The organism is Devosia sp. BK, assembly GCF_032907385.1.
Lineage (GTDB): Bacteria > Pseudomonadota > Alphaproteobacteria > Rhizobiales > Devosiaceae > Devosia.
This window is the reverse complement of sequence record NZ_JAIMBX010000001.1, coordinates 2,336,590-2,359,630: the sequence shown is the minus strand read 5'-3', so window position 1 is coordinate 2,359,630 and position 23,041 is coordinate 2,336,590. Positions and strand designations below refer to the sequence as shown.

Sequence of the window (23,041 nt, the reverse complement as noted above, 5' to 3'; positions counted from 1 at the left end):
TATTAAATTGCGCGAGGCTACGATGAGCGAGAAAAATTTCAGCTGCGGGCTTGAGGCGGTGCTGGCAATCCTGGGGGGCAAGTGGAAACCCCTCATTGTCTTCCAGCTGGCCGGTGGCGCGAAGCGCACCGGCCAACTGCGGCGACTGGTCACCAATGTCAGCGAGAAAATGCTGATCCAGCATCTGCGGGAATTGACCGATGACGGCGTCATTTGCCGCATCGATTTCCAGACAGTGCCGCCGCGCGTCGAATATGAACTGACCGACTTCGGCCAAAGCCTGGCCAGAGTTCTGGCTCCTCTGTGCGAATGGGGAACGCGGCACACGGAGGAAGTGGCCATGATTGTGCAAAATCGTCAGCGCTCGGTAGCGGCGGCCTAACGGTGTGGACCTCTGTCAAGAAACCATGTCTGTATCTGGCCAAGTCCGCTGTTAAGCACATTGACCGCTAACCACCCCTTTTCACCATGGCTTGGCGTCAGCGGACCGGCTGCTTTTAGGAATTCGAAATGTTAGTCTGAACGGCAGAAATGGGGCGCTCAGCGGCCATAAGCCGCTTTTCCGGTTTGAAGATTGATGCAGCTTGCAAGTGAAATATTGGCCCTCCGCCCTTAAGCAAAGGGCCGGACATTAATTGAGATTAGCGCTGAAGAAGTCTGCGAACGAGCTTTCAACCAGCGCGCTCACTTCAGGCTGATCGCTGTAAAAACCATAGCCGTGGTCGGCGTTCGGGATGAGCACGATGCTACCCTTCGGGTAGGCCGAAATAACGGCTTCGTTCTCCGCCGGCAGGATAGTGACGTCTTTGTCGCCGTGAACAACAAGCATGGGGCCCTTGTAGGCGCCGATGCCGTCGAGCGGGCTTGATGCCAGCATCTCGTCGAACCACATGAGGCTCAACTGCTGCTTTTGCCCGTATTGGGTGGTGTAGTCTGCATAGCCTTTGTCGCTCTTGGCCTCCGCGTAGAGCCGTTCATATTCGGCCTCGCTCCCCGCAAGGAGCAGGAGCAAACTCTTGCCCGGATTGGCTGATGGTGCGAGCAACCCGACGGCATTATAGGGATTGTCCGCCGACTGCGCGATGGTAAGGGCGACGCGGCCGCCCATGCTGTAGCCGAGAATGCCGAGGCGATCGGGATCGACCGGATAATTGGCCAGAAGATGAGCCAGACTGGCATTGGAATCCGAAATCATGCTGGACAGCGACTGGTCGGTCCAGGGTGCCTTGCTGTCGCCCGTGCCCGCAAAGTCCATGCGAATGGTGACGATGCCGACTTTTGCCAACGCGTCGGCGAGCCTCGCAAAGCCGCCGCCTTCCTGCCGCCCGCCACCATGGCCGTGATTCATGACTACCGCTGGAAACGGCCCTGCGCCGTCCGGCACAACAACCGTTGCAGGTACGGCGCGTTCACCATTCATTATGGTGATATCAGTGCTCGTTTGCGCCTGAGCCGCCGATGCCAAGGCCATGGCTAAGGAGGCAGCAATCAAGAGACCCGTAGCAGACTTGAGCAGGTGCATGCGCGTGAGCTTTCAACTGGGATGTTTCGCCAATCGCTCAGATTAGTGACCTGCGGGTTGCCGGTGTCAAGCTTGCTGCACTGCAGGTCTGTCGGCGCATGCCGTGTGCGCGAGTCCGCTTTACAGCGTTGCTCGAAGTGTCGGCAATGTCCGGAATGGGGCGCAAACCTGCTCAACTACCCGCGCCAAACACCCGGTCGGTTTGCCTCTGTCTCGGTGAAGTTTAAAGATCGATCACGCTAACCGGAGGTGGGCTTTGAATCATCGTTTAACGACAGCAATTCGAATACATGAGGCTGCCAAAGCTGTGCTTCACAAGACCAGAACATTTCCTAATCAAGCGCTCAGCGGTCATGGCCAGTTGCCTGCTATGAGGGAAATGGGCGTCGAACCAATGCTCCTAGCTCTGTCGATGGAGCTAGCATTAAAAGCGTGGTTTGTTTTCGACTTCGATGACCCGGAACATTCCAAGTCGCATGATCTCTCCAGGCTGTTCTCGCGGCTTAAGCCCGAGAGCCAGAAAAAGCTGGGCGAGACGTTTAAAAGCACCGTTGCACCGCACCACCCCAATATTTTCCACGTCGATTACGGTATTGAACACTTGCTATACCAACACAAAGACGCCTTTGTGGATTGGCGCTATATGCATGAGTCCAAGTCGACGATGTTTGAGCGTAGTGCGTTCGAAGCTACGCTCGATATGGTTCTCAGGGAATTCGATAAGCGATATTACACGGTGCCGGCGCCGCTGCCGTGGCTATCTTGACGTTGCGAATGCCCTGTCGTTCAGGTGCGACATCCGCAATGAGCGGCGCTGTGAGCATCAATTGGATCGCGCAACAAAACTCGTATGGACGCTTAGGCGCGCTTCGTCTTATGTCCCAGTGAACTCAATCCATCGCAACAACGAAACGAAGCTGGGCCGTCACAGTCAACGCACCCATATTGGCTCTTTAGCTCCCTTCCGGGACCTCAAACCACGCACGGCTCCTTTTTGGCATGAGCCACTGGAGACCTCTCACCCAAAATGTGTGGAAATCATCCTTTCGCTTCAGAAGTTTAACTTCATGCAGCCATGATCTTTCCCCATGCGCCATCCTCCAATTTCATGGAGGTTGATGATGCAGAACACCCGCTCCCTGACCCCGCGAATGATCTCGGATTTCTGCAGGCTCAGGTTGAAATCCGTTCTCGATGACTCCGAAATAAATCTCATGACAAGCTATCTTGTCGGGCTAATCGAGCTGAAGTCGTATCCACCCTATAGAGGCAGCAAAGCCGATTGGGTCATGCTGGCCGAGGCCTCGGGGATCGAAGCAAACAGGCTCAAGGCGGCAGGGTCCAAGCTGCAGCCGGTTCTCGACGCGGTAGCGCGTTCCGTTGCCATGAGTGGTCATGCGGCTCTCACTCCCCCCAAGACTCGCTCGAAGCCAACCTTGAAGAGCTCATCTTCAGGCAACGGATCTCGAAGAGGGCCAGCGCCCAAACCGATTGTCGAATTCCCGGATCCGCTGCTCGGCGAATGGGAAGATCCAGCAGGCTTCAGCGACGCGCTCAATCTCCACATGCGCAGGCATGGAGACAGCGTCCGGCACCTTTATCTCTCGCTGGTGTCCAGAGGAGAGGCGCAGGATCAACGCACATTGATGAAATGGTGCACCGGCCAGCTGATGCCGATGACCGCACGCAGCTTCGTCGTCCTCAACAACATCGAACGGCGCTATCGTTTGCCGCTCGGCTACTTCAAGGCGAAACTGCCGCATCAAGCCCGTGCCATTCGCGGGGTGACGCTGGCGGGTCTTCCGGCTGCGGAACGACGGCGCCTTGCCTGGCATCTGCCGGACGATTTCCTGACGCGACCCAAGGCGGAGCAGGAGGAGATCCTCGCATGGGTTCGCCGGGTGATCATTTCCGGATCCACCGATTATCGTCAGTTCCAGGCCGCCGCGATGCGACATCGCTATGCGGTTCGATTCACAGCCTTTCAGAATGCACCGCGGCGGCCGGCACGGAAGCCGGAAGATGAACTCAGCGAACTCGACGACGAACTACGGTCGGCGGTGATGGACGCGCCGGCTGCACTCGATGCGGAGATGAATGCGCTGCTGCGGTTCAAGACCGCCACCCTTACCGCCTTCGGCTTCCAGCGAAACGGCGTCTGGAACGAGGAGACGGCATCCCAAAAAGTCGAGCACCTTGGGCTGATGTTCGGTGCGCTTGCCTCCGATCCGCGAAGCACGGTCAAGGGCGCTGGCGTCCCGCTCGAGAGCTTGTGCTTCGGCATGCTGATCTTCCCCGCCGTCTGGGACTGGTACCTGCAATGGCGGGAGCAGCGGCGCGGCTTCTACACCAAGTGGGAGGTCGACATGCTCAGTGTCGTCTTGAGCATGTCGCGCGCCGAGACGGGCTGGATACGCCAGACACCATCTCTGGCCGATCGGCTCCGGCCTATCCCCGGAATGATCGCCGAGGCTGACATCGATCGCGCGAGGTCCGACTGGGAAGCTGCGTGCGAACTCTTCCACAAGCATGCCCGACATCGAATTCGCGAAATTGAGCGTGTCGCTCGGGTCCACAGGGATCCGTTCGAGCCGATCCTGCCGATCCTCGAGGCTGCCAGCCCTGTCGGCGAGTATCGCAAGATCACCGACGAGATCATGAGGCTGATGCCCGACGAACGTCGCTACCCCCGGCAGGCGGCAGAGGCGGTGAGGTCGTTCCTGATGCTGCGGCTGGGCATGCACACGGGCCTCCGCCAGCGCAACCTGCGCGAGCTCCTTGTCTGTCCGCGCGGCGCCATGCCGACGTCCGAGCGCCACCTCGAGGACAGGAAACGTGGCGAACTCCGCTGGAGCAATCGCGACAACGGGTGGGAAGTGCTGATCCCCTCCGTCGCCTTCAAAAACTCGACCTCTTCGTTTTTCGGGTCGAAGCCATTCAGGTTGGTCCTGCCAGATCTGGCAGGGCTCTATGACGCGATAGAAGCCTACGTCGACCGCCATCGCGCCGGGCTCATCGGAGATGCAGACGACCCCGGGACTTTTTTCGTGAAAACCTGCAAACGCACCAGCGCTGACGCCTCATACAACCAGAACACCTTCTACGAAGCGTGGCGGCTGACGATTCAGCGATATGGGATCTACAACCCATGGACTGGCCGTGGCGCCATCAAGGGCCTGCTGCCTCATGGACCCCACAATATCCGCGATGTGCTCGCAACCCATATTCTCAAGCAGACTGGATCGTTCGAACAGGCTTCGTATGCAATCCAGGATACGCCAGACATGGTTGCAAAGCACTATGGCCGGTTTCTGCCTCAAGATAAGTCGGCAATAGCTGCGAAAATCTTGAATCAGGTGTGGGAGGCTGCCTGATATATACACCTGCGCCGAACATCCGAGTTTGAGGTTCGGCTGCGGCCGGCTTTAGCCAGCAGCTAAGGCGGTGATTATATCATGCTGCCGGCTATCGTCGCTGTTATCGTGGTGGATTGTTCCGCTCCAAGCGTCTTGTGCATGACTGTGGGATCGGGCTACCGCGTATGTAGCGGCTGCTTTTGGGATGTGCCGATTGACCGATCAATGGCGGGAATGGGGCGCAAGTTTCCCTGTGAGGACATAAGGGGCGCTCATCCAAAAACTTTGATGGCGTGCTCAGAAGCTCACGCAAGCCCTCTGTATCAAACGCGCTAAATATGATGATGTTAAACTACTGCTGGATCATATTTCAGCGCCATTCCCGCCAGTAAGTCCCGCTGCCAAGTAAGTCCGCCGCCGGATCCATAATTTGGGCGAGAGATCGTATGTCCAAACAATCCCATCCGAACCTCGTAATCAATGTCGGCTCGTTTCATGCGATCTTCGAAAGTATGCCGCAACCCGTAAAGAGTGTGCTCCTGGCTGGGTAGCAGGGCGTTTTCGTCGAGATATGAATTGATAGTCTGACACGCCGTCCCGGTCCTATCCATGTAGCGCGGGAAGCCACCGGGAAAGCGTTTGAACACCTCTAACGCAACGCCAACCAAGGGTATGCTCCGTACCGATGCAGAGCTCTTTACCTCATGAGGACCAAACTCCTTAACATCCGAGTTTTTGCGATCATTAGCTCGCCGAGGTCGGATCGAAATATGAGGAACTTCTGCATCGAGGATGATGGCGCTTGGCGTCAAGTTGCAGATCTCAGAAGGACGGCAACCTGTTTCGATAATGGCAAGAAGGATCGCTCTCGCTTCAGCGTTCAATCCAGCGAGCGGTCCAACGGTGAGAAACTTTTGCTCAAGCCAAGCGATGGGGAAGGGCGGACGAGGATCTGAACCATCCTCTGGGAAGCCAAGCGCCAGAAACGGGTTCAGCCTTTCCTTGTCATTGTGCTCGAATGAGAAATACTCTCGATAAAGCTTGCGCAGTTCCCCGATCTCGCGATTACCAGAGCTGGGGTGCATTGGCGCCACTTCGTCTTCTGGCATGATCCGATTGAGCCAGTACCGGTAGAACTTGACGGCGTCTCCACGTGTGATTTCCGCAAGCGGTTTGTCACCGACAATCTCGACGAACCGTGCGATTGCGCGCTTTGGAATGTTCTTCCAGATCCGGAGTTGATTGGGACTCTTGTTTGCCAGCGCCAACTTGCCTGGCCCTTCGACGTAGATTCTCAATGCATCTTCGAAGCGGTCTTCTGGCGGCGGAATGGTGCCGAGAACGGCCTGCTCCACTGCGCGTGGTGTACTCTCGGGGAGTATCGCCTCAAATCGGCTGGATAACTCCTCCCAACGCGCTTCTCGGCCAAGTTCTTCGGCTGAAACATACCCAACAAACCCCATGGCCTTTACCCGCTTCAGAGCTGCTGCGTACCGGCTTCTTGAGCGATCGACATGTTCATTGAGGGTCAACGCTGCCCAAAGTTCATCATCAGCGGCAGCCAGCAGGTCGCGGGCACGGCGGGCGACAGCCAAGTCGCGAGTGCCAAGAGCTTGCCTTATCAGAGGAGCGCGCGCGTCTAAGGCTAGGAGTGCTGTCGGTACGCGTCGGTAATAAACCCAGCTGTGACCGCGGCGCTTCAGGTACTGGTCAAGAAGGTCGAGTTTGCCCATTCGTCCGTACTCCAGAACGCCCGTGTAGCGCACAATGGAGCACGGTTTGTATCACACCTTCGTAAAGAGGTGCAACTTATTCTCCAGTTGCAATGGAGATAACTTAGTGTCTGCAGTATTTTATGGGTGATGGCGGAGAAGTAGGTGGAGCGGGTGAAGGGAATCGAACCCTCGTCATCAGCTTGGGAAGCTGCTTCTCTACCATTGAGATACACCCGCATTCCGGTGTTGACCCTAGATGCTGGAAATCGGGGTCAGCGTCAAGACGGTCTCAGGGGAACGGCTTGAAGTGTTTTGAAAGCTTGAGTGTCTGGGCTTGATAGTTCGAGCCGAGCGCCGAGCCATAGAGCCGGTCGGGCGTTTCCGCGAGGCTTTCGTAGATCAGGCGGCCGATGATCTGCTTGTGGCCGAGAAGAAACGGCACTTCACGGCTGCGCACTTCGAGGACCGCGCGGCTGCCTGTGCCGCCGGCGAGGGAATGGCCAAAGCCAGGATCGAAAAAGCCGGCATAATGCACGCGGAATTCGCCGACGAGCGGGTCGAACGGCACCATTTCGGCGGCGTGGCTCGGCGGCACATGCACCGCTTCATGGCTGACGAGGATATAGAATTCATCGGGATCGAGCGTCAGCTCGGGCCGGCCGCGGCTATAGAGCGGCTCCCAGAAATCGAGGACGTCGAGCGCGCTTTTCTTGTCGACATCGATCACGGCCGTATGGCGTTTGGAGCGGAAGCCGATGAGGCCATCGCGGCCTTCGCCCAAAAGATCGATCGAAAGCGCCACGCCGCCATCGACTGGCAGATCGCCGCCGATAACCAGCGTGTCGCTGGCATGCAGGGCCTGATGCTCGGATGACGAGAGACGCGTATCGCCGGAGCGGAAGCGCATTTGGCTCAGCCGCGACCCGGTCCGCACCAGGACGGGAAAGGTGCGCGGGCTGACTTCAAGATAGAGCGGCCCGTTATAACCCTTGGGCATTTGATCGAAACCGCGCGCGCGATCGCCGATGACGCGGGTGAAGACATCGAGCCGGCCTGTCGAACTCTTGGGATTGGCCGAGGCGCTGACGTCGGACGGGAGAGCAAGGCTTTCCTGCAGCGGCACCAGATAAACGCAACCACGCTCCAGCACCGCGCCCTTGGTCAGATCGATCTCGTGGAGTGTTAGCGCTTCGATCCGCTCGGCCATCGAATGGGCCGGGCCGGGCAAAAAGCTCGAACGTACGCGATAGGCGACATCGCCAAGCCGGAGATCGAGGCTTGCCGGCTGTACCTGATCGGCGTCGAATTCGCGTGTCGCAGTGATTGCGCCTTGCGCATGGAGCTTTTCGATCAGGCGCGCGGGAAAGACGCCTTGGGGCCAAGCCTCTTGCATGCTGCGCGCTCCGTCAAATCAGGGGTCGCTCTCCCTAGCAAAGCGCGGAGATTGACGCCACCGGCCAATTGCGGTTTAGTCCCAACCAGTGGTGATTTGGCCGGTCGCTTGCAGCCACTTTAAATAAGTCGCTAAAGACCGTTATTGGAACCGGCCGCCATTCGCGCGCCGGTTTTTTGTTTGAAGGCAGAGCCATGTCCAAAGAGAAAAATCCCCTCCTTGATCCAGCCAAGCATTCTGCGGCGACGCAAATGGTGCATGGCGGGGGGATGCGCTCGCCGTTCAACGAGACCAGCGAAGCGATTTTCCTTAATTCGGGCTATTCCTACCCCAGTTCGGAACATGCCGAATTGCTGTTCCAGGGCAAAATCCCGGGCGGCCACAACTATTCCCGCTTTGCCAACCCGACCGTCGACATGTTTCAAGAGCGCATGGCGCTGCTAGAAGGCGCGGAAGCCAGCCGCGCCTTTGCCTCGGGCATGGCTGCGGTCACCAATGCGGTGATGAGCCAAGTGCGGGCGGGCGATCATATCGTTGCCGCGCAAGCGCTGTTCGGCGGTTGCCGCTATGTGGTCGAAGACTACGCGCCGCGTTTTGGCGTCGAATCGACGCTCGTCGATGGCCGCGACCCCGCCAATTTTGAAGCGGCTATGCGCCCCAATACCAAGGTCGTCTTTATCGAGACCCCGACCAATCCGACGCTGGAACTGGTCGATATCGCTGCCGTCGCCAAAATCGCGCATGCCCATGGCGCCAAGCTGATCGTCGATAATGTCTTTTCGACCGCGCTCTATCAAAAGCCGCTCCAGCTCGGAGCCGATCTCGTCACCTATTCGGCGACGAAACATATCGACGGGCAGGGCAGGGTGCTCGGCGGCATCGTGCTCGGCTCGAAAGCGCTGATCGAAGGCGACGTCCACACTTTCCTTCGCCAGACCGGTGCGACGCTCAGCGCCTTCAATGCCTGGGTGCTGCTCAAGGGCCTTGAGACCTATACGCTGCGCGTCGAGCAGATGACCAATAGCGCCGAAAAAGTCGCCGAGGCGCTGGGCTCGCATCCGAAAATCGCGCGCGTCATCTATCCGCACCACAAGAGCCACCCGCAATACGATCTGGCCAAGCGCCAGATGACCCGGGGGTCGACGCTGCTGGCGCTCGAGGCCAAGGGTGGTCAGGAGGCTGCGTTCGCCTTATCCGACGCGCTCGCGGTGATCCTGATTTCCAACAATCTCGGTGACGCCAAGTCGCTGATCACTCATCCACGCACGACGACGCATGCGCGGTTGACCGAAGAGGTCCGGCTCGAAACGGGCGTGACGCCGGGTCTGCTGAGATTGTCGGTTGGTCTCGAAGATCCAAATGATCTGATTGCCGACCTGATGTATGCGCTGGATCAGGTGTGATGACCTCTACGTCCGGTCACCCCCACCTAGCCTCCCCCTCGAAGGGGGAGGGACAGTTTCGTGGTCGGGACACGATCAAGCTACACGCGCAGAAGTATTCCTCCCCCTTGCAGGGGGAGGCTAGGTGGGGGTCTTTGCGCGCATTCCTCGCGCTGGCGTTCTTCGCCCTCAGTGCCCCCGCCGTCGCCCAGCCCCTCCCCAATCACGCCGATCCCGACGCCCGCGAAATCCTGCCGATGCAGGGCGCCGTGCCGGCCATTCGGTTCCTCACCACGGCCGATTTCCCGCCGTTCAATTTTCGCGATAGCACCGGCGAATTGATCGGCTTCAATGTCGATCTCGCCAAGCGCATCTGTGCCGAGGTGAATATCGCTTGCACACTCCAGGCCTGGCCTTGGGACCAGGCGGCCAATGCACTGGCCGATAACCAGGGCGATGCGCTGATCGCCGGTCTGGCAGTCAGCGCGGAAAATGGCGAACGCTTCGATTTTTCATCGACCTACCTGGCCTTGCCGGGACGCTTCGTCACGCGCACCGACGACGCCGCGGTTTTTTCGGTGGCCGGTCTTAAAGGCAAGACCGTTGCCCTGCGCGAAGGCAGCGCCCATGCCCAATTCATGGCGCGCTATATGCCGGACGTGACGGTTGCTCCCTTCGCAACCGAGATCGACGCGCTTTCCGCGCTTCGCGATGGCAAGGCGGATGCCTATTTCGGCGATGCCATGCGCACCGCGTTCTGGCTCAATGAAAATCCCGATTGCTGCAGCTTTGCCGGCGAACCCTATTTCCGGCCGGAGCTCTTTGGGGAGGGGTTAACCATCGCTGTTCCCGCCGGGAACGACGCCATCCGGCACACCATCGATTGGGCACTCGTCCGCCTCAAGCAGAACGGCGCCCTCGATGAACTCTATCTGCGCTGGTTCCCTGTCGGGTTTTATTAAGCCGGCAGACGACGGTGGCGGGCGCGGGCCGCGACTTCGATTGCGGCCGTCGTCAACCGATCGATGCTGAGCTTGTCGCGGAGCATTTCGAGAAAGCGCAGCTCTTCTTGTTCGAGGTGGAGGTCGACCGCCGTCACCTCGACCGCAAGCGCATAGGCGGTATCCTCGAGCTTCTTGGGCAAGGCTGCCAAGGCATTGTCGAGCACGCGATCGAGGCCATCGGGCTCGTTCAGCATATCCGCGCAATCATTGGCGACCGCCATCAGCCTCGATTTATCAAAGCCTTCGAACACCGGCAGGCGGTCGATCAGGGCCTGGATGCGAAACAGTTCGCGCTCCGTCATGGTGCTGTCCGAGGACGCAGCGACAAGCATCACGTGGATCAGAGCGTCATGGGCAGTGGTCGTCATGGTGCTTTCCGGCAAAGAGTAAACAGGCACAAGAACTAGGTCTCCGGCTGCACTTTCGCAACCACCTGCGACATTGACGTCAAAGCGAGGGAATGCGACACCGCATGCCTTGCCTGTTTTCTCGTATTTTCCGAAAGGCCGTCAGCCCGTGTCGTCCGCTGCTTTGCCCGAACTTGACCCCTCCTTCTTTGAGCCTGCGCAGACCGCTCGCGCCTGGCCGTTTGAAGAAGCGCGCAAGATCGTCAAACGGCTCGAAAAGTCGGGCAAGGGCGAAGCCCTGTTCGAAACCGGCTATGGTCCCTCGGGCCTGCCTCATATCGGCACGTTCGGCGAAGTGGCGCGCACCACGATGGTGCGTACGGCCTTTCGCCTGTTGACGCGTGACCAGATCCCGACGCGACTTCTGTGCTTTTCCGACGATCTCGACGGCATGCGCAAGATCCCGGACACCGTCCCTTCCAAGGAAGCGATGGAGCCGCATCTGCAAAAGCCGTTGACCTCGGTGCCGGACCCGTGGACCAACGAATATGAGAGCTTTGGCCACCACAACAACGCCATGCTGCGCCGCTTCCTCGATACCTTTGGGTTCGATTACGAATTTGCGAGCGCGACGGACTATTACCGCTCCGGCCAGTTCGACCCCGTATTGCGCCTCGCGGCTGAGCGCTATCAGGCCATTATGGACGTCATGCTGCCGACGCTTGGCGCCGAGCGTCAGGCGACCTATTCGCCATTCCTGCCGATCTCGCCGATTTCTGGCCGCGTGCTTTACGTGCCGATGAAGGAAGTGAACGCCAAGGACGGCACGGTGACCTTCGCGGACGAAGACGGCCGCGACACCACGGTTCCGGTCACAGGCGGCCACGTCAAGCTGCAGTGGAAGCCGGACTTCGGCATGCGCTGGGCAGCGCTCGGCGTCGACTTTGAAATGTTCGGCAAGGACCACCAGACCAATCAGCATATCTACGACAAGATCTGCGCGATCCTCGGCGGCACTCCGCCCGAGCACTATGTTTACGAGTTGTTTTTGGATGCCGAAGGGCAAAAGATTTCAAAATCGAAGGGCAATGGCCTGACGATCGACGAATGGCTGACCTATGCGCCGACCGAGAGCCTCGGGCTCTACATGTTCCAGAAGCCGCGCGTCGCCAAGCGTCTGCATTTCGATGTCATACCGCGCGCGGTCGACGAATATTTTGCCCATGTCGCCTCCTACGAAAAGCAGGAAGCGGCAGCACGGCTCGAAAACCCGGCCTTCCATGTCCACTACGGCAATGTGCCCAAGGTCGACATGCCGATCACCTTCGCGCTGCTGTTGAACCTTGCAACGGCTTCGAACCCGGAAACGCCCGAAGTCATGTGGGGCTATATCTCGGCCTATGCGCCGGGGATTTCGGCCAAGACCCACCCGCATCTCGATGCGCTGGTCGGCTACGCCATGCGCTACTTCCGCGACTTCGTGAAGAAGACCTATCGCGCGCCGGACGATGTCGAACGGGCCGCGCTCGAAGGGCTTTCCGCTGCGTTCGCAGCGCTGCCCGCCGATGCCGATAACGAAACGATCCAGAATGCGGCGCTCGATGTCGCGCGCAATATCGAGCGTTATCAGGATCACACAAAGAAGGGCCCGACAGGCGGCCCCGGCGTGTCTGGCGAGTTCTTCCAGATGCTCTATCAGGTGCTGATCGGCCAGGAACGCGGCCCGCGCTTCGGCTCGTTTGCGGCGCTCTACGGGATCGAGAACACGCGGAAGCTGATCGACAAGGCGCTTGCCGGCGAACTGCTGAACTAGCGTGCTATCCCCTCCCTTCCTCCCCTTCGATGGGGAGGGAGTGGGCGTGACTCAGAACCCAGCCGCTACCCCAGAACTTTCCTGAAAAACACCACGCGCTGCGTTTCGGCAAAGCCCAGCGCGGCATGCATCGCAAGGCTTGCTGCATTCTCGGGCGTTGCATCTGAAGCAAATTCAGTGCAGCCTTGGGCGCGGCTCCAGCCTTCGACGGCGGCAATAAGCGCACGCGCCACGCCTTTGCCGCGCGCCTCCGGCACAACGAAAATCCCTTCGAGAAACGCTACAGGCGAAGTCTTGCAGCCGTTGACGTAGTCGCGCCGCAGCGCGGCCTCGGCAAAACCGAGCGCCGCGCCATCCGCACCTCGTGCGATCAGGTTGATCGTCTCCCCGGGATCTTTGAGCAGTTCAGCAATCTCGGCCGCGTGTTCACCATTGCCACCACTGGGCCAAAGCGCCGTGCGCATGGATGTCCAATCGCAGGCGTCACTCGGGACGGCGGGAGCGATCGTTACTGGCTGGCCCAGATGATCCGCGCGATCCATTCGATATCCTTCATGTTCAGTATCCGCGGATCATAGGCGGGATTCAGCGAATGAAGTTCAATCTGGTTGGCCGTCTGGCGATAGAGGATTTTGGCCATGACCTCGCCCTCGCGCGTCTTGACGACGACGCGATCGCCGCGCCGCACCTGTTCGGTGGGCGAAACCACGACCCGGTCCCCCTCGCGATAAAGCGGCTCCATGCTATCGCCCTGGATTTCGAGCGCATAAATGCCGGGATCGCCCGGCGTGGGCAGGCTGACCTCGTCCCAACCCTGTCCGGCTGGAAAACCTGCGCTATCGAAAAAGCCGCCGGCCCCCGCTTGGGCCAGACCGAGCAGCGGCACCGTGCGGTAGCGGGGGGCATCCATATGCAGAAACGTGCCGCCCGCGAGAAACGAATCCATCGTCTCTCCCGTCGCTTCGAGCACTTTGGCGATGCTTTCCGTCGACGGCCAACGCTCCCGCCCGTCCTTGCTCACGCGCTTCGAGACATTGAATGCCGTGGCGTCGAGCCCCGCCAATTTGGCGAGCGCCGACACCGATAGGCCATTTCTTTGCGCCACAGCGTCGATACCGTCCCAGAGGGCCCGATGTGAAAGCATGTCACAGCCGTAAAAAGGAGTTCGATTATAGACAAGGAAATTAGTCCTAAACTAGCCCTCTCAACTGGCCCTGTAAAGAGCCGATGCGCGCTTGCCGATCCGCTGCGCCTTGTCTAGTTTCGCGCCATGTCGACACCCGAACTGATCTATAAAATCACCACGCCCGCTGCTTTTGCCCCAGCCCGCGCTTCCGGCAATTTTGCCGGAATGCCGATCGATGCTGCAGACGGCTACATGCATTTTTCGACGGCGAGCCAACTCTCGGAAACGCTACGGCTGCATTTTGCCGGCCAATCGTGTTTGCTGCTCCTAGCGGTCAAAACGGTGGATCTGGGCGATAGGCTCGTCTGGGAACCTTCGCGCGGTGGCGAACTCTTTCCGCATCTTTATGGTGGGCCGCTCGACATCGCCGATATCCTCTGGGAAGAGCAGATCAGCGTTGCTGCGGACGGTTCGTGTCATTTGCCGGCCGGTGTCCAATGATCTTCTCCGCCTTCTCGCCACTGCTGCGCAATGCCGGTTTGGCCAATCTGACGCGCGACGCGCTGTTGCGCATGGACCCGGAAACCGCGCATGGCGCGACGATCACGGCGCTCCGCATGGGTCTTGCGCCGACGCAGGAGCGGCCCGATCCGGCGGAGCTCGCGACCAGCCTCTGCGGTCTCGACCTCAAGAACCCGATCGGCATGGCAGCCGGCTTTGACAAGAACGCCGAAGTGCCGCGCCCATTGGCGCTGATGGGTTTCGGCATGGTCGAGATCGGCACGGTCACGCCGCGCCCGCAGGCCGGCAATCCAAAACCCCGCCTCTTCCGCATTCCGGAAGCCGAAGGCGTCGTCAATCGCATGGGCTTTAACAATGAAGGCCATGAAGCCGCGTTCGAGCGCCTGAAAGGCCTTCGCGTCCCCGCAGCGCTCGGGGTCAATATCGGCGCCAACAAGGACAGCGAGGATTTCGTCGCCGACTATGTCGCGGGCGTCAAACGCTTTGCCGATCTCGCCGATTATCTGACGGTCAATATTTCCTCGCCCAACACGCCGGGTCTGCGCAATCTCCAGGCCGATGAGGCCCTGACGCGGCTGCTCGATGCTGTGCTTAATGCGCGCGCCAAGGCCAAGACCCGCGTGCCCACGCTTCTCAAGATCGCGCCCGACCTCGACGAAGCGGCGATGGATGCCATTGCGCGCGTCATCGGCGCGACCGATCTCGATGGCCTGATCGTGTCCAACACCACCATTTCGCGCGATCCGGTCGCTGGCCTCGAAAATGCCGATGAGATGGGCGGCCTCTCGGGCAAACCGCTCTTCACCCTCTCGACCCAGCGCCTCGCCCAGATGCGCCAGCGCGTCGGGGCGCTGCCGATTGTCGGCGTCGGCGGCATCCATTCGCCGCAGACCGCGCTCGCCAAGTTCGAAGCTGGCGCCAATGCCATCCAGCTTTATTCGGCATTGGTCTTTGGTGGTCTCGATCTCCTGGAGCGCATCAAGGCAGGTCTTGTCACGAGCGTGCGCGCCTCGGGCAAGAAAAACATCACTGATCTTGTTGGCACCAAGACCGATGCCTGGGCCCGCGGCGAGGCTTAAGAACTGACGCCAGAGCAGATCCGCGCCGCTTGTGCTTCCACATCGCGCGGATCGAGCGTCACCGTCAGGTCCTGCCGGAAAATGTCTTCCGAGATGATCCCCACGCATTCGCGAAAGGGACTCGGCTTCAGCACCACGGCGCTTGCAACGATTGCCGCTCCCGCGACGACGGCGAGCGCAATCGGCCAGGTCTTCACTGCGCCACGTCGAGCGTGATGATCACATCCGCTCGTCCCTGCGTGTCCATGACGCGATCGTAATTGGGCAGATCGTTTCTCTCGATATGGGCGCGGTTGCGCTCCTCGGTAAACAGCCCTTCTTCGCCATGGCGTTTCATCAACCGCGCGCGGACGAGGTCGCGCGGCACGGAGATGAACGCTGCATAATCAAGAAGTGGACGCACCGCGGCCCAATCGCCGTCGTCGAGCAACAGATAATTGCCCTCGACCACCAGCACCTTCACTTCTGGAGAAACCGTGAAGGCATCGTCGACGGTATCTTCGATCTTTCGCGAATAACCCGGGCCGCTCATGGCCTCCGTCGCCACCTTGAGCCGGCTGACGAACTGCGCGAAGTCGCCCGCTTCGAAGGTGTGCGGCGCCCCTTTGAAATCCGTCTGGCCCATGGTTTCGAGCTTGGCGTGCTTCATATGGAAGCCATCCATGGGCACCAGCGCCGCAAGCCCCGGCTGCGCCGCATTAAGCGCCCCAACCAGATCCGCCGCCAGCGTCGATTTGCCGACGCCCGGGCCACCCGCGAGACCCAGCGCTATGCGCCGGCCTTCCGCCTTATCGGCCAATTGCTGCGCAATGACCGTTAATTCGGTCAGCGCGTCGATCGGGGTCAGCGTCAGCTTGCCGGAGAGCATCAGCGCGCCCGCAACAGGCGAAGGACGATCCAGACCGGGATCACGATCGCGGCACCCGTTAGGATATAGGCGCCAAGCTGACGGAAAACGCCGCCGCCATCGCGCAGCACATCGCGGATTGCATCGGTCGCGCCACGCACGAGATCGGCGGCATCGAAGCCGAAAACGGTCATGAGAAAGCCGACGAAAAGCGAGATCAGCAGCAGCCTGATGGCTAGCGCCATCGGCCGGTCGCCCAAAAACCGTTCGAGCCCGGAACGCGGGTCGGGGCGTAGGTCTTCTGTCATCGGTTCGCTCCGTTTGGCAGGTTCAAGCCCATCATATAGGCTTTAGCCCGATTTGCAGTAGGTGCTTGTTGTCAACTTTCGCTTCCGCCGACACCCCCTCCCATCCTCCCCCATCAAGGGGGAGGTGCCGCATCGCGTTTGGCGCAAGATCTTTTCATGAGCACAATCCCTTCACCTCCCCCTTGATGGGGGAGGTCGGGAGGGGGTGACCTTGTCGGCGGAACTTCCACCTGTCATTGCCAACTGGTTTGCCAAGCGCGGTTGGTCGCCGCGTCAGCACCAGCTCGATGTGCTAGGGAGCTATCAATCGGGCGCGAGCCAGTTGCTGATCGCGCCGACCGGCGCAGGCAAGACCATGGCGGGGTTTCTCCCGAGCCTCACCGATCTCGTCGACGGCAACTTCGAGGGCCTTCACACTCTCTATATCTCCCCGCTCAAGGCGCTTGCGGTCGACGTCCATCGCAACCTCTCCAACCCCATTATCGAAATGGGCCTGCCCATCCGGGTCGAAGCGCGCACGGGTGATACTTCGGCCAGCAAGCGCGCCCGGCAGCGGCTCAAGCCACCACACATCCTGCTTACGACGCCCGAGCAATTGGCGCTGCTCATCTCCCATCCCCATGCCGAATTGATGTTTGGCACACTCCGCCGCGTCGTTCTCGACGAACTCCATGCGCTCGTGACCAATAAGCGCGGCGATCTCCTGTCGCTCGGGCTAGCCCGGCTTGCGCGTCTCGCGCCCGAGATGCGGGTAACAGCCCTTTCGGCCACCATTGCCCGCCCCGATCTCCTCCGCGATTGGATCGCCGAACCGGTCCCCAACCGACACACCGATCTCCTCCGCATGACCGGTGGCGCGCCGCCCGAACTCGCCATTCTCGAAACCGAGCAGCGCCTCCCCTGGGCCGGGCATTCGGCGGGCTATGCCCACCACGATCTCTACGAAACCATCAAGGCCCACAAGACGACGCTCCTCTTCGTCAACACGCGCTCCCAGGCCGAGATGCTGTTCCAAGGTCTTTGGGACATCAACGAAGACATGCTGCCCATCGCGCTGCACCACGGTTCGCTCTCGGTCGAGCAGCGCCGCAAAGTCGAAGCGGCCATGTCCGATGGCAAGCTCAAGGCCGTCGTCTGTACCTCGACGCTCGATCTCGGCATCGATTGGGGCGATGTCGATCTCGTCATCCAGATCGGCGCGCCAAAAGGCTCCTCGCGCATGCTGCAACGCATCGGCCGTGCCAATCACCGGCTCGACGATCCCTCGCGCGCGCTTCTCGTGCCGTCCAACCGCTTCGAAGTGCTCGAATGCGAGGCGGCGGTCGAGGCGGTTTCGGAGGGCCACCAGGACAGCGAGGACCCCCATCCCGGCGCCTATGATGTGCTTGCCCAGCACGTTCTCGGCATGGCCTGCGCCGAGCCCTTCTTTGCCGATGATCTCTATGCCGAAGTCATCCGCGCCTGGCCCTATCGCGATCTCGAGCGCAAAAAGTTCGATCGCATCCTCGATTTCGTCGCGACCGGCGGCTATGCCCTCCGCGCCTATGAGCGCTACGCCCGGCTGCGGCAAGACGAGGATGGGCGCTGGCGTCTGTCGCATCCTTCCGTCGCCCAGCAATACCGGCTCAATATCGGTACCATCATCGAAGAGCCCATGGTCCGCGTGCGCCTCATTCGCTCCAAGGAGCAAAAGCGCGGGCGGACGACGGGCCCGATCGGTTCAGGCGGTCGCGTGCTCGGGGAAATGGAAGAGTACTTTTTCGGCCAGCTTGTCCCCGGCGACACTTTCGTCTTTGGCGGCGAGATCGTCGCCTTCGAGGGCATCAAGGACAACGAGGCCTTCGTTTCCCGCGCCTTTGCCAAGGACCCCAAGGTGCCGTCTTATTCCGGCGGCCGCTTCCCGCTCTCGACCTATCTCGCGGAGCGCGTTCGCCGCATCATGGATACGCCCGACGAGTGGGATAAACTCCCCAATCAGGTGAGTGACTGGCTGCGCCTGCAGCGCGATTTTTCGGTCTTGCCGCGGCGCGATAGCCTACTCGTTGAAACCTTTCCGCGCGGCTCCAATCATTTCCTCGTCTGCTATCCCTTCGAGGGGCGTTTGGCGCACCAGACGCTCGGTATGCTGCTAACCCGGCGGCTCGAACGCATGCGTGCCCGCCCGCTCGGCTTCGTCGCTTCCGAATACTCCTTGGGCATCTGGGGGCTCGGTGATCTCTCGGCGCTGATCCGCACCGATCGTCTCTCGCTCGACGAACTTTTCGACGAGGACATGCTCGGCGACGATCTCGAATCCTGGCTCGATGAATCCGCGCTCATGAAGCGGACCTTCCGCAACTGCGCCATCATTTCCGGCCTCATCGAGCGCCGACATCCGGGCAAGGAAAAGTCCGGCCGCCAAATCACCATGAGTTCGGACATCATCTACGACGTGCTCTATCAGCACGAGCCGGACCATATCCTGATCGAAGCCACCCGCCGCGACGCCGCCCGTGGTCTCCTCGATATCGAGCGCCTGGGCCAGATGCTGGCGCGCATCAAATCCCATATCGTCCATAAGCCGCTCACGCAGATTTCACCGCTCGCGGTGCCCATCATGCTCGATATCGGCAAGGAACCCATTTTCGGAGAAGCCCGCGAATCGGCTATGGCAGACGCAGCAGAAGAACTCCTGCGCGAGGCCGTCGGCGAGATTTAGGTGTCGTCACTGAGGTCTGCGAGGCCTTCCGATCGGGTGACGAAGAAACCATATGCTCAGCGCTGCCTCCGATATTTCTCCGCTGGAGTCCCCCGTGCTGCGCTTCGCCGGCCACAATTTCGAGCCTCTCCCCTCCGGCGGCCTTTATTGGCACGCGCGGCAGACCCTGCTCGTGGCCGACCTGCATTTTGAAAAAATGGCGAGCTTTGCGCGCCGCGGCCAGATGTTGCCGCCCTATGATACCGGCATGACGCTGGCGCGGCTCGAAGCCGATCTTCGCCGCACCGGCGCAAAAAAGCTGATCTCGCTCGGTGACACCTTTCACCGCGCCGATGCCAGCGCCTTGCTCGGCGCAGCCGAACGGCTGCGGCTTGATACGATCGTCGAAACCATCGAATGCACCTGGCTTTCGGGCAATCATGATCCCGCCCCCCATGTCATCGGCGGCATGTGCTGCGCCGAACTCGAACTGGACGGGCTTTCGCTGACCCATGAACCGAAGCGGGGCAAAGCGGGTCTCGTCGCCGGCCATCTCCATCCCGCGGCGCGCATCGCTGTGTCGGGCCGCACCGCCCGCAGCGCCTGCTTTGTCCACGACAACCGCCTGATGATCCTGCCGGCCTATGGCAGCTCGACCGGCGCGCTCAACATCCTCTCGCCCGCCTTTGTCGGCCTCTTGCACTGGCCTTCGGTGGAAGTGACGATGCTGGGGCGTGACCGGACTTATCCAGTTTCGCCCAAGCGATTGGTGCGGGGCTAGGATCGGATTTTCCCCCTCACCGACCCGGCTCTGCCGGGCCACCTCTCCCCGAGGGGGAGAGGAATAAAGGGGGGCGCAGTACATTCTTCTCCCTCTCGGGGAGAAGGTGGCGCGCAGCGCCGGATGAGGGGGGAAGCCGTCGAGGGCGGCTACCGCCGGAACAGCACCCCGCCCAACCAGCCGGTAAACAACGCCAGCACGACGCAGGCAATGCCGTAGAGGAGCGGTGACTGTGTCGCCGACTGCGCGAGGAAGCGTTCGAAATCGATCTTGCGCACGGCAAAGCCCTCGGACTTGCGCGCGATGATCTGGCCGTTCTTGAACACATAGGTCTGGGCGATATAGGGCCCGGGCGGTGCGCTGCTCGGCAGGGTCAACTGCGCTGAATAGAACGTGTCGGACATGAACTGGACGCCGTTTTCCTGCACCCCGAACAAGCCATCCTGCGACATCAGCCGAATCAGTTCGCGCCCGAATTCGAGCGTCTTCATGAAGCCTGCCGGGTTCGGCGCCATGGCATGGGCTTCAGGCAGGATGTAATTCTCGTTGAGGAGGTTGATGTCGGCGATCTCGATCAGCCGCTTGCTCGAGAGCACATGGAAATAGCTCGGAAAGCGCTTGAACTCGACCTGCTCGGTATTGAGCCAGATGCCGAAATTATGCGTCATCTCGCGCGCGACCCGGTTCTGCGTCGGGCCAAGGATGACGACGACGACGTCGAACGGTCCCTGAACGACGCGCTCCGTCGATCCAGCATCGGGCGCAATCGTGCCGTAAAAAGTCAGCCGTTCGCCGTCAAAGCTCGAGGTGATCTGGATCGTGTCATTGGAAATGCCTGAGACGAGCCGCTCGGCTTGCACGGGCAGGACGGGAAGCAGCAGCGCCAGAAGAACAAGCCAAAGCCGTTTCATCGCGCCACTGCCATCGAGAACACATCGCTCGGGGTCAAGACCAGCGATAGCCCGAAGCGAATAGCGACGGCGAGGACGAGAAGGGCGAGAAGCCCGCGCAACTGTTCGCCGCGCAGATGCTGACCGGCTGCCGCGCCAAATTGTGCGCCGGCCGTGCCGCCCACCATCAGGCAGAAGGCGAGGAGAATATCGACGCTCTGGCTTTGCACGGCATGCATGATCGTTGTTGCCGCCATCATCGCGACGACCTGCGCCAGCGACGTGCCGATCACGACATTGCCGGGCACGCGCAAGAGATAGACGAGCGCGGGCACCATGACGAAGCCGCCGCCAATGCCGAGGAGCGAGCCGACGAAGCCGATAAAGAGCCCGATCAAGAGGACCGGCAGCACGCTGATATAGAGCCGGCTCTTCTTGAAGCGCACGCGCCAGGGCAGGCCGTGGATCCAGCTGTGCTGGTTCGGCTGACGGTCGCGCACGACGACGCCCTTGCGCTGCTTGAGGAGCGCACGCACCGATTCCTGCAGCATCAAGGTGCCGACAAAGCCGAGGAGCACCACGAAGCCGACCGCGATGACGAGATCGAGCTGGCCATTGGCGCGCAGAATCGAGAAGGTCGCTACGCCCCCGAAAGCGCCAAGAATGCCCGAGAGGATGAGGTACATCGCCAGATGCAGGTCGATGCCGCCGCGTCGATAATGGCTAAGCGCACCTGACGTCGAGGCAGCGACGACCTGGCCGGTCACAGATGCAACGGCGACCGACGTCGGTACGCCGGAAAAAATGAGGAGCGGGGTGAGAAGAAAGCCACCACCGACGCCGAACAGTCCCGACAAGAAGCCGACTGCCCCTCCGATCCCCACGAGGAAAAAGAGGTTCACGGAAAGCTCGGCGATCGGCAGATAGATCTGCAAGACCCTGGGTCCCGTCTGGTCTGGTGTTTGAGCCTGAAGCTAACGGTTAGACCGTCAACAAGTGGTCAAGGTTCCAGAAAAACAGGTCATAATTTTATCGATCCGTAGGATTTTTTGTGCACCGCCGTTTGGCTAGTTCGCCACAGGCGTCGCCATCAGCTCCCACACATTGCCCTCGGTATCCTCGAAATAGGCTGAATAGCCCCATTCCGATTCCGTGCCCGGGGTGATGATGAGGCCGCCACCGATCAGCACGCGCTCGAGGATCGCGTCGACTTCGTCGGCACTGTCAGCGCGGTGGCTGAGCACGAAACCGGGGGTGCCTTCGAGGGCCTCGGGCTTGCCGGCGGTCAGGGCGATCTGCTCGCGCGGGAAGAGGACGAAGGAAAAATCGTCATCGAAAAAGAAGGCGATGTGATCTTCACCCGCCCCGATCTGCTCATCGGGAATGTCGAACAAGGCGCGATAAAACACAAAGGCGCGTTCCAGCTCGTCCACTCCGATGGTGATGATGTTGATTTTCGGCTTCATGGCGCACTCCGGTTTCGCGGTGGCCTCGTCTAGGCTTTTTCTGCCCCGGTGGCAAAGAGCGCTTCGAATTGCCCTTCTTCGATGCGGGCAGCCGCGATGACAGCCTGGGTACGGCTATCGACATCGAGCTTTTGGAGGATGGCGGAGACGTGGGCCTTCACCGTCGCTTCGGAAATGGACAGTTCATAGGCGATCTGCTTGTTCATCAGCCCATCGCTGAGCATCATCAGAACACGGACCTGCTGCGGGGTGAGGGCCGCAAGCCGCTTCATCAGCGCAGATTGTTCGTCCTCGCCGGTCAGGGTCGTGCCCTTAGGTATGAATACTTCCCCCGCGAGCACTGTCTCGATCGCACGCCGGATCTCCGTCGGACCTTCGGACTTGTGAAGATAACCCGAGGCGCCAAGCTCGAAGGCGCGGCGCACGACGGTCGCATCTTCGACCGCGGAAATGATCATTACCGGAATATCGGGATATTGCGCCCGCACCAGCAAAAGACCCGAAAAACCCCGCACGCCCGGCATGTTGAGGTCGAGCAGCACTAGGTCGCAATCGCGGTCGGCATCGAGCGATTTGCTCAACGCGTTGAGGTCGCCTGACTCCTCGACATGCACGGTCGCATCCCCTCCCGCAAGCGTCTGGCGCAGGGCTGCGCGGAACAGCGGATGGTCGTCGACGATGATGATACGGCGGCGAGTCATGGGCGTTTGGAACTCCAGAAGCGATCAAATGACGAGAAAACCATCGTTTCAGGCCTTCAGCATTCGCATAATGCAGCGATGCTTAACGGGTTCTTTACCATGTTTTCCCAAA

General features: G+C 60.3%; 23 protein-coding genes, 1 tRNA gene and 1 riboswitch. Of the genes, 10 read left to right on the top strand and 14 right to left on the bottom strand.

Annotation, left to right across the window (positions count from 1 at the left end):
• Positions 1-22 precede the first annotated feature (22 nt).
• Positions 23-382, top strand: coding sequence for a helix-turn-helix domain-containing protein (locus DevBK_RS11545; protein WP_317185521.1), 360 nt, complete (start codon positions 23-25; stop codon positions 380-382).
• 249 nt (positions 383-631) lie between these two features.
• On the opposite strand, the gene DevBK_RS11540 is transcribed toward DevBK_RS11545, so the two are convergent.
• Entirely contained in the window at positions 632-1,420 is a 789-nt protein-coding gene (locus tag DevBK_RS11540; RefSeq protein WP_317185520.1) for an alpha/beta hydrolase family protein, read from the bottom strand.
• A gap of 358 nt (positions 1,421-1,778) precedes the next feature.
• Between DevBK_RS11540 and DevBK_RS11535 the strand changes: the two genes are divergently transcribed.
• Both DevBK_RS11535 and DevBK_RS11530 read left to right on the top strand, forming a co-directional pair.
• Complete coding sequence (locus DevBK_RS11535; RefSeq protein WP_317185519.1) at positions 1,779-2,288, top strand: hypothetical protein; 510 nt, start codon at positions 1,779-1,781, stop codon at positions 2,286-2,288.
• A gap of 355 nt (positions 2,289-2,643) precedes the next feature.
• Entirely contained in the window at positions 2,644-4,896 is a 2,253-nt protein-coding gene (locus tag DevBK_RS11530; RefSeq protein WP_410494055.1) for a hypothetical protein, read from the top strand.
• A gap of 329 nt (positions 4,897-5,225) precedes the next feature.
• Here the strand turns inward: DevBK_RS11530 and DevBK_RS11525 are convergent, their stop codons facing one another.
• The 3 genes from DevBK_RS11525 to DevBK_RS11515 all read right to left on the bottom strand — a co-directional run bounded on the left by DevBK_RS11525 (position 5,226) and on the right by DevBK_RS11515 (position 7,986).
• Positions 5,226-6,611, bottom strand: a complete 1,386-nt coding sequence (locus DevBK_RS11525) for a DUF6538 domain-containing protein (RefSeq protein WP_317185517.1) — start codon at positions 6,609-6,611, stop codon at positions 5,226-5,228.
• Between the two features lie 145 nt (positions 6,612-6,756).
• Positions 6,757-6,830: transfer RNA gene (locus tag DevBK_RS11520), tRNA-Gly, on the bottom strand.
• Between the two features lie 52 nt (positions 6,831-6,882).
• Positions 6,883-7,986, bottom strand: a complete 1,104-nt coding sequence (locus DevBK_RS11515; RefSeq protein WP_082511577.1) for a 2'-deoxycytidine 5'-triphosphate deaminase — start codon at positions 7,984-7,986, stop codon at positions 6,883-6,885.
• A gap of 78 nt (positions 7,987-8,064) precedes the next feature.
• Positions 8,065-8,140: riboswitch (SAM riboswitch) on the top strand.
• A 40-nt stretch (positions 8,141-8,180) separates the two neighbouring features.
• Here DevBK_RS11515 and metZ point away from each other — a divergent pair.
• Both metZ and DevBK_RS11505 read left to right on the top strand, forming a co-directional pair.
• A complete protein-coding gene (gene metZ, locus DevBK_RS11510) occupies positions 8,181-9,389 on the top strand; it encodes an O-succinylhomoserine sulfhydrylase (RefSeq protein WP_061907614.1) in 1,209 nt (402 codons plus the stop codon).
• 134 nt (positions 9,390-9,523) lie between these two features.
• Complete coding sequence (locus DevBK_RS11505) at positions 9,524-10,330, top strand: transporter substrate-binding domain-containing protein (RefSeq protein ID WP_317185516.1); 807 nt, start codon at positions 9,524-9,526, stop codon at positions 10,328-10,330.
• Here DevBK_RS11505 and DevBK_RS11500 read toward each other — a convergent pair.
• The gene (locus DevBK_RS11500) at positions 10,327-10,740 is read right to left on the bottom strand and encodes a tellurite resistance TerB family protein (RefSeq protein ID WP_061907616.1); all 414 of its coding nucleotides are present in this window, start codon (positions 10,738-10,740) and stop codon (positions 10,327-10,329) included. The genes DevBK_RS11505 and DevBK_RS11500 overlap by 4 nt on opposite strands.
• A 148-nt stretch (positions 10,741-10,888) precedes the next feature.
• On the opposite strand from DevBK_RS11500, the gene DevBK_RS11495 reads away from it, so the two are divergent.
• Positions 10,889-12,532 carry a lysine--tRNA ligase gene (locus tag DevBK_RS11495; RefSeq protein WP_061908066.1) on the top strand — a complete coding sequence of 548 codons (1,644 nt, stop codon included), beginning with the start codon at positions 10,889-10,891 and terminating at the stop codon, positions 12,530-12,532.
• Between the two features lie 65 nt (positions 12,533-12,597).
• On the opposite strand, the gene aac(6') is transcribed toward DevBK_RS11495, so the two are convergent.
• Together aac(6') and DevBK_RS11485 are read right to left on the bottom strand one after the other, a co-directional pair.
• Complete coding sequence (gene aac(6') / locus DevBK_RS11490) at positions 12,598-13,074, bottom strand: aminoglycoside 6'-N-acetyltransferase (protein ID WP_317185515.1); 477 nt, start codon at positions 13,072-13,074, stop codon at positions 12,598-12,600.
• Positions 13,041-13,676, bottom strand: coding sequence for a helix-turn-helix transcriptional regulator (locus DevBK_RS11485; protein ID WP_061907617.1), 636 nt, complete (start codon positions 13,674-13,676; stop codon positions 13,041-13,043). The genes aac(6') and DevBK_RS11485 overlap by 34 nt, the downstream gene beginning before the upstream one ends.
• Positions 13,677-13,802: 126 nt before the next feature.
• Here DevBK_RS11485 and DevBK_RS11480 point away from each other — a divergent pair, with 126 nt between their 5' ends.
• Together DevBK_RS11480 and DevBK_RS11475 are read left to right on the top strand one after the other, a co-directional pair.
• Positions 13,803-14,159 (top strand): DUF952 domain-containing protein, encoded by a 357-nt coding sequence (locus DevBK_RS11480; protein ID WP_061907618.1) that lies wholly within the window; start codon positions 13,803-13,805, stop codon positions 14,157-14,159.
• Entirely contained in the window at positions 14,156-15,259 is a 1,104-nt protein-coding gene (locus DevBK_RS11475; RefSeq protein ID WP_082460890.1) for a quinone-dependent dihydroorotate dehydrogenase, read from the top strand. Before DevBK_RS11480 ends, DevBK_RS11475 begins: the two co-directional genes overlap by 4 nt.
• Here DevBK_RS11475 and DevBK_RS11470 read toward each other — a convergent pair.
• From DevBK_RS11470 to DevBK_RS11460, 3 genes are read right to left on the bottom strand one after another with little or no spacing between them, the layout of a single operon-like run.
• On the bottom strand, positions 15,256-15,456 hold the full coding sequence (locus DevBK_RS11470; RefSeq protein ID WP_317185514.1) for a hypothetical protein: 201 nt from the start codon (positions 15,454-15,456) through the stop codon (positions 15,256-15,258). The genes DevBK_RS11475 and DevBK_RS11470 overlap by 4 nt on opposite strands.
• A complete protein-coding gene (locus tag DevBK_RS11465; protein WP_317185513.1) occupies positions 15,453-16,127 on the bottom strand; it encodes a nucleoside/nucleotide kinase family protein in 675 nt (224 codons plus the stop codon). Before DevBK_RS11465 ends, DevBK_RS11470 begins: the two co-directional genes overlap by 4 nt.
• Positions 16,127-16,414 (bottom strand): DUF6460 domain-containing protein, encoded by a 288-nt coding sequence (locus tag DevBK_RS11460; protein ID WP_061907621.1) that lies wholly within the window; start codon positions 16,412-16,414, stop codon positions 16,127-16,129. The genes DevBK_RS11465 and DevBK_RS11460 overlap by 1 nt, the downstream gene beginning before the upstream one ends.
• 211 nt (positions 16,415-16,625) lie before the next feature.
• Between DevBK_RS11460 and DevBK_RS11455 the strand changes: the two genes are divergently transcribed.
• Positions 16,626-19,112: a ligase-associated DNA damage response DEXH box helicase gene (locus DevBK_RS11455; protein ID WP_410494054.1), complete on the top strand. Its 2,487-nt coding sequence runs from the start codon at positions 16,626-16,628 to the stop codon at positions 19,110-19,112.
• A 94-nt stretch (positions 19,113-19,206) separates the two neighbouring features.
• On the top strand, positions 19,207-19,872 hold the full coding sequence (pdeM, locus tag DevBK_RS11450) for a ligase-associated DNA damage response endonuclease PdeM (protein ID WP_317185511.1): 666 nt from the start codon (positions 19,207-19,209) through the stop codon (positions 19,870-19,872).
• A gap of 149 nt (positions 19,873-20,021) precedes the next feature.
• Here the strand turns inward: pdeM and DevBK_RS11445 are convergent, their stop codons facing one another.
• The 4 genes from DevBK_RS11445 to DevBK_RS11430 form a co-directional block, all read right to left on the bottom strand.
• On the bottom strand, positions 20,022-20,783 hold the full coding sequence (locus DevBK_RS11445; RefSeq protein ID WP_317185510.1) for a TIGR02186 family protein: 762 nt from the start codon (positions 20,781-20,783) through the stop codon (positions 20,022-20,024).
• On the bottom strand, positions 20,780-21,697 hold the full coding sequence (locus tag DevBK_RS11440; RefSeq protein ID WP_061907625.1) for a sulfite exporter TauE/SafE family protein: 918 nt from the start codon (positions 21,695-21,697) through the stop codon (positions 20,780-20,782). Before DevBK_RS11440 ends, DevBK_RS11445 begins: the two co-directional genes overlap by 4 nt.
• 132 nt (positions 21,698-21,829) lie before the next feature.
• Entirely contained in the window at positions 21,830-22,228 is a 399-nt protein-coding gene (locus DevBK_RS11435; RefSeq protein WP_317185509.1) for a VOC family protein, read from the bottom strand.
• 29 nt (positions 22,229-22,257) lie between these two features.
• On the bottom strand, positions 22,258-22,929 hold the full coding sequence (locus tag DevBK_RS11430) for a response regulator (RefSeq protein WP_061907627.1): 672 nt from the start codon (positions 22,927-22,929) through the stop codon (positions 22,258-22,260).
• Positions 22,930-23,041 lie beyond the last annotated feature (112 nt).

Bases quoted from the DNA above. Each gene is read 5' to 3' on its own strand.
- DevBK_RS11435 (WP_317185509.1), bottom strand. From the start codon at position 22,228: ATGAAGCCGAAAATCAACATCATCACCATCGGAGTGGACGAGCTGGAA.
- DevBK_RS11540 (WP_317185520.1), bottom strand. From the start codon at position 1,420: ATGAATGGTGAACGCGCCGTACCTGCAACGGTTGTTGTGCCGGACGGC.
- DevBK_RS11485 (WP_061907617.1), bottom strand. From the start codon at position 13,676: ATGCTTTCACATCGGGCCCTCTGGGACGGTATCGACGCTGTGGCGCAA.
- DevBK_RS11465 (WP_317185513.1), bottom strand. From the start codon at position 16,127: ATGCTCTCCGGCAAGCTGACGCTGACCCCGATCGACGCGCTGACCGAA.
- metZ (WP_061907614.1), top strand. From the start codon at position 8,181: ATGTCCAAAGAGAAAAATCCCCTCCTTGATCCAGCCAAGCATTCTGCG.
- DevBK_RS11460 (WP_061907621.1), bottom strand. From the start codon at position 16,414: ATGACAGAAGACCTACGCCCCGACCCGCGTTCCGGGCTCGAACGGTTT.
- DevBK_RS11545 (WP_317185521.1), top strand. From the start codon at position 23: ATGAGCGAGAAAAATTTCAGCTGCGGGCTTGAGGCGGTGCTGGCAATC.
- DevBK_RS11445 (WP_317185510.1), bottom strand. From the start codon at position 20,783: ATGAAACGGCTTTGGCTTGTTCTTCTGGCGCTGCTGCTTCCCGTCCTG.
- DevBK_RS11480 (WP_061907618.1), top strand. From the start codon at position 13,803: ATGTCGACACCCGAACTGATCTATAAAATCACCACGCCCGCTGCTTTT.
- DevBK_RS11525 (WP_317185517.1), bottom strand. From the start codon at position 6,611: ATGGGCAAACTCGACCTTCTTGACCAGTACCTGAAGCGCCGCGGTCAC.
- DevBK_RS11430 (WP_061907627.1), bottom strand. From the start codon at position 22,929: ATGACTCGCCGCCGTATCATCATCGTCGACGACCATCCGCTGTTCCGC.
- DevBK_RS11530 (WP_410494055.1), top strand. From the start codon at position 2,644: ATGCAGAACACCCGCTCCCTGACCCCGCGAATGATCTCGGATTTCTGC.
- DevBK_RS11475 (WP_082460890.1), top strand. From the start codon at position 14,156: ATGATCTTCTCCGCCTTCTCGCCACTGCTGCGCAATGCCGGTTTGGCC.
- DevBK_RS11515 (WP_082511577.1), bottom strand. From the start codon at position 7,986: ATGCAAGAGGCTTGGCCCCAAGGCGTCTTTCCCGCGCGCCTGATCGAA.
- DevBK_RS11500 (WP_061907616.1), bottom strand. From the start codon at position 10,740: ATGACGACCACTGCCCATGACGCTCTGATCCACGTGATGCTTGTCGCT.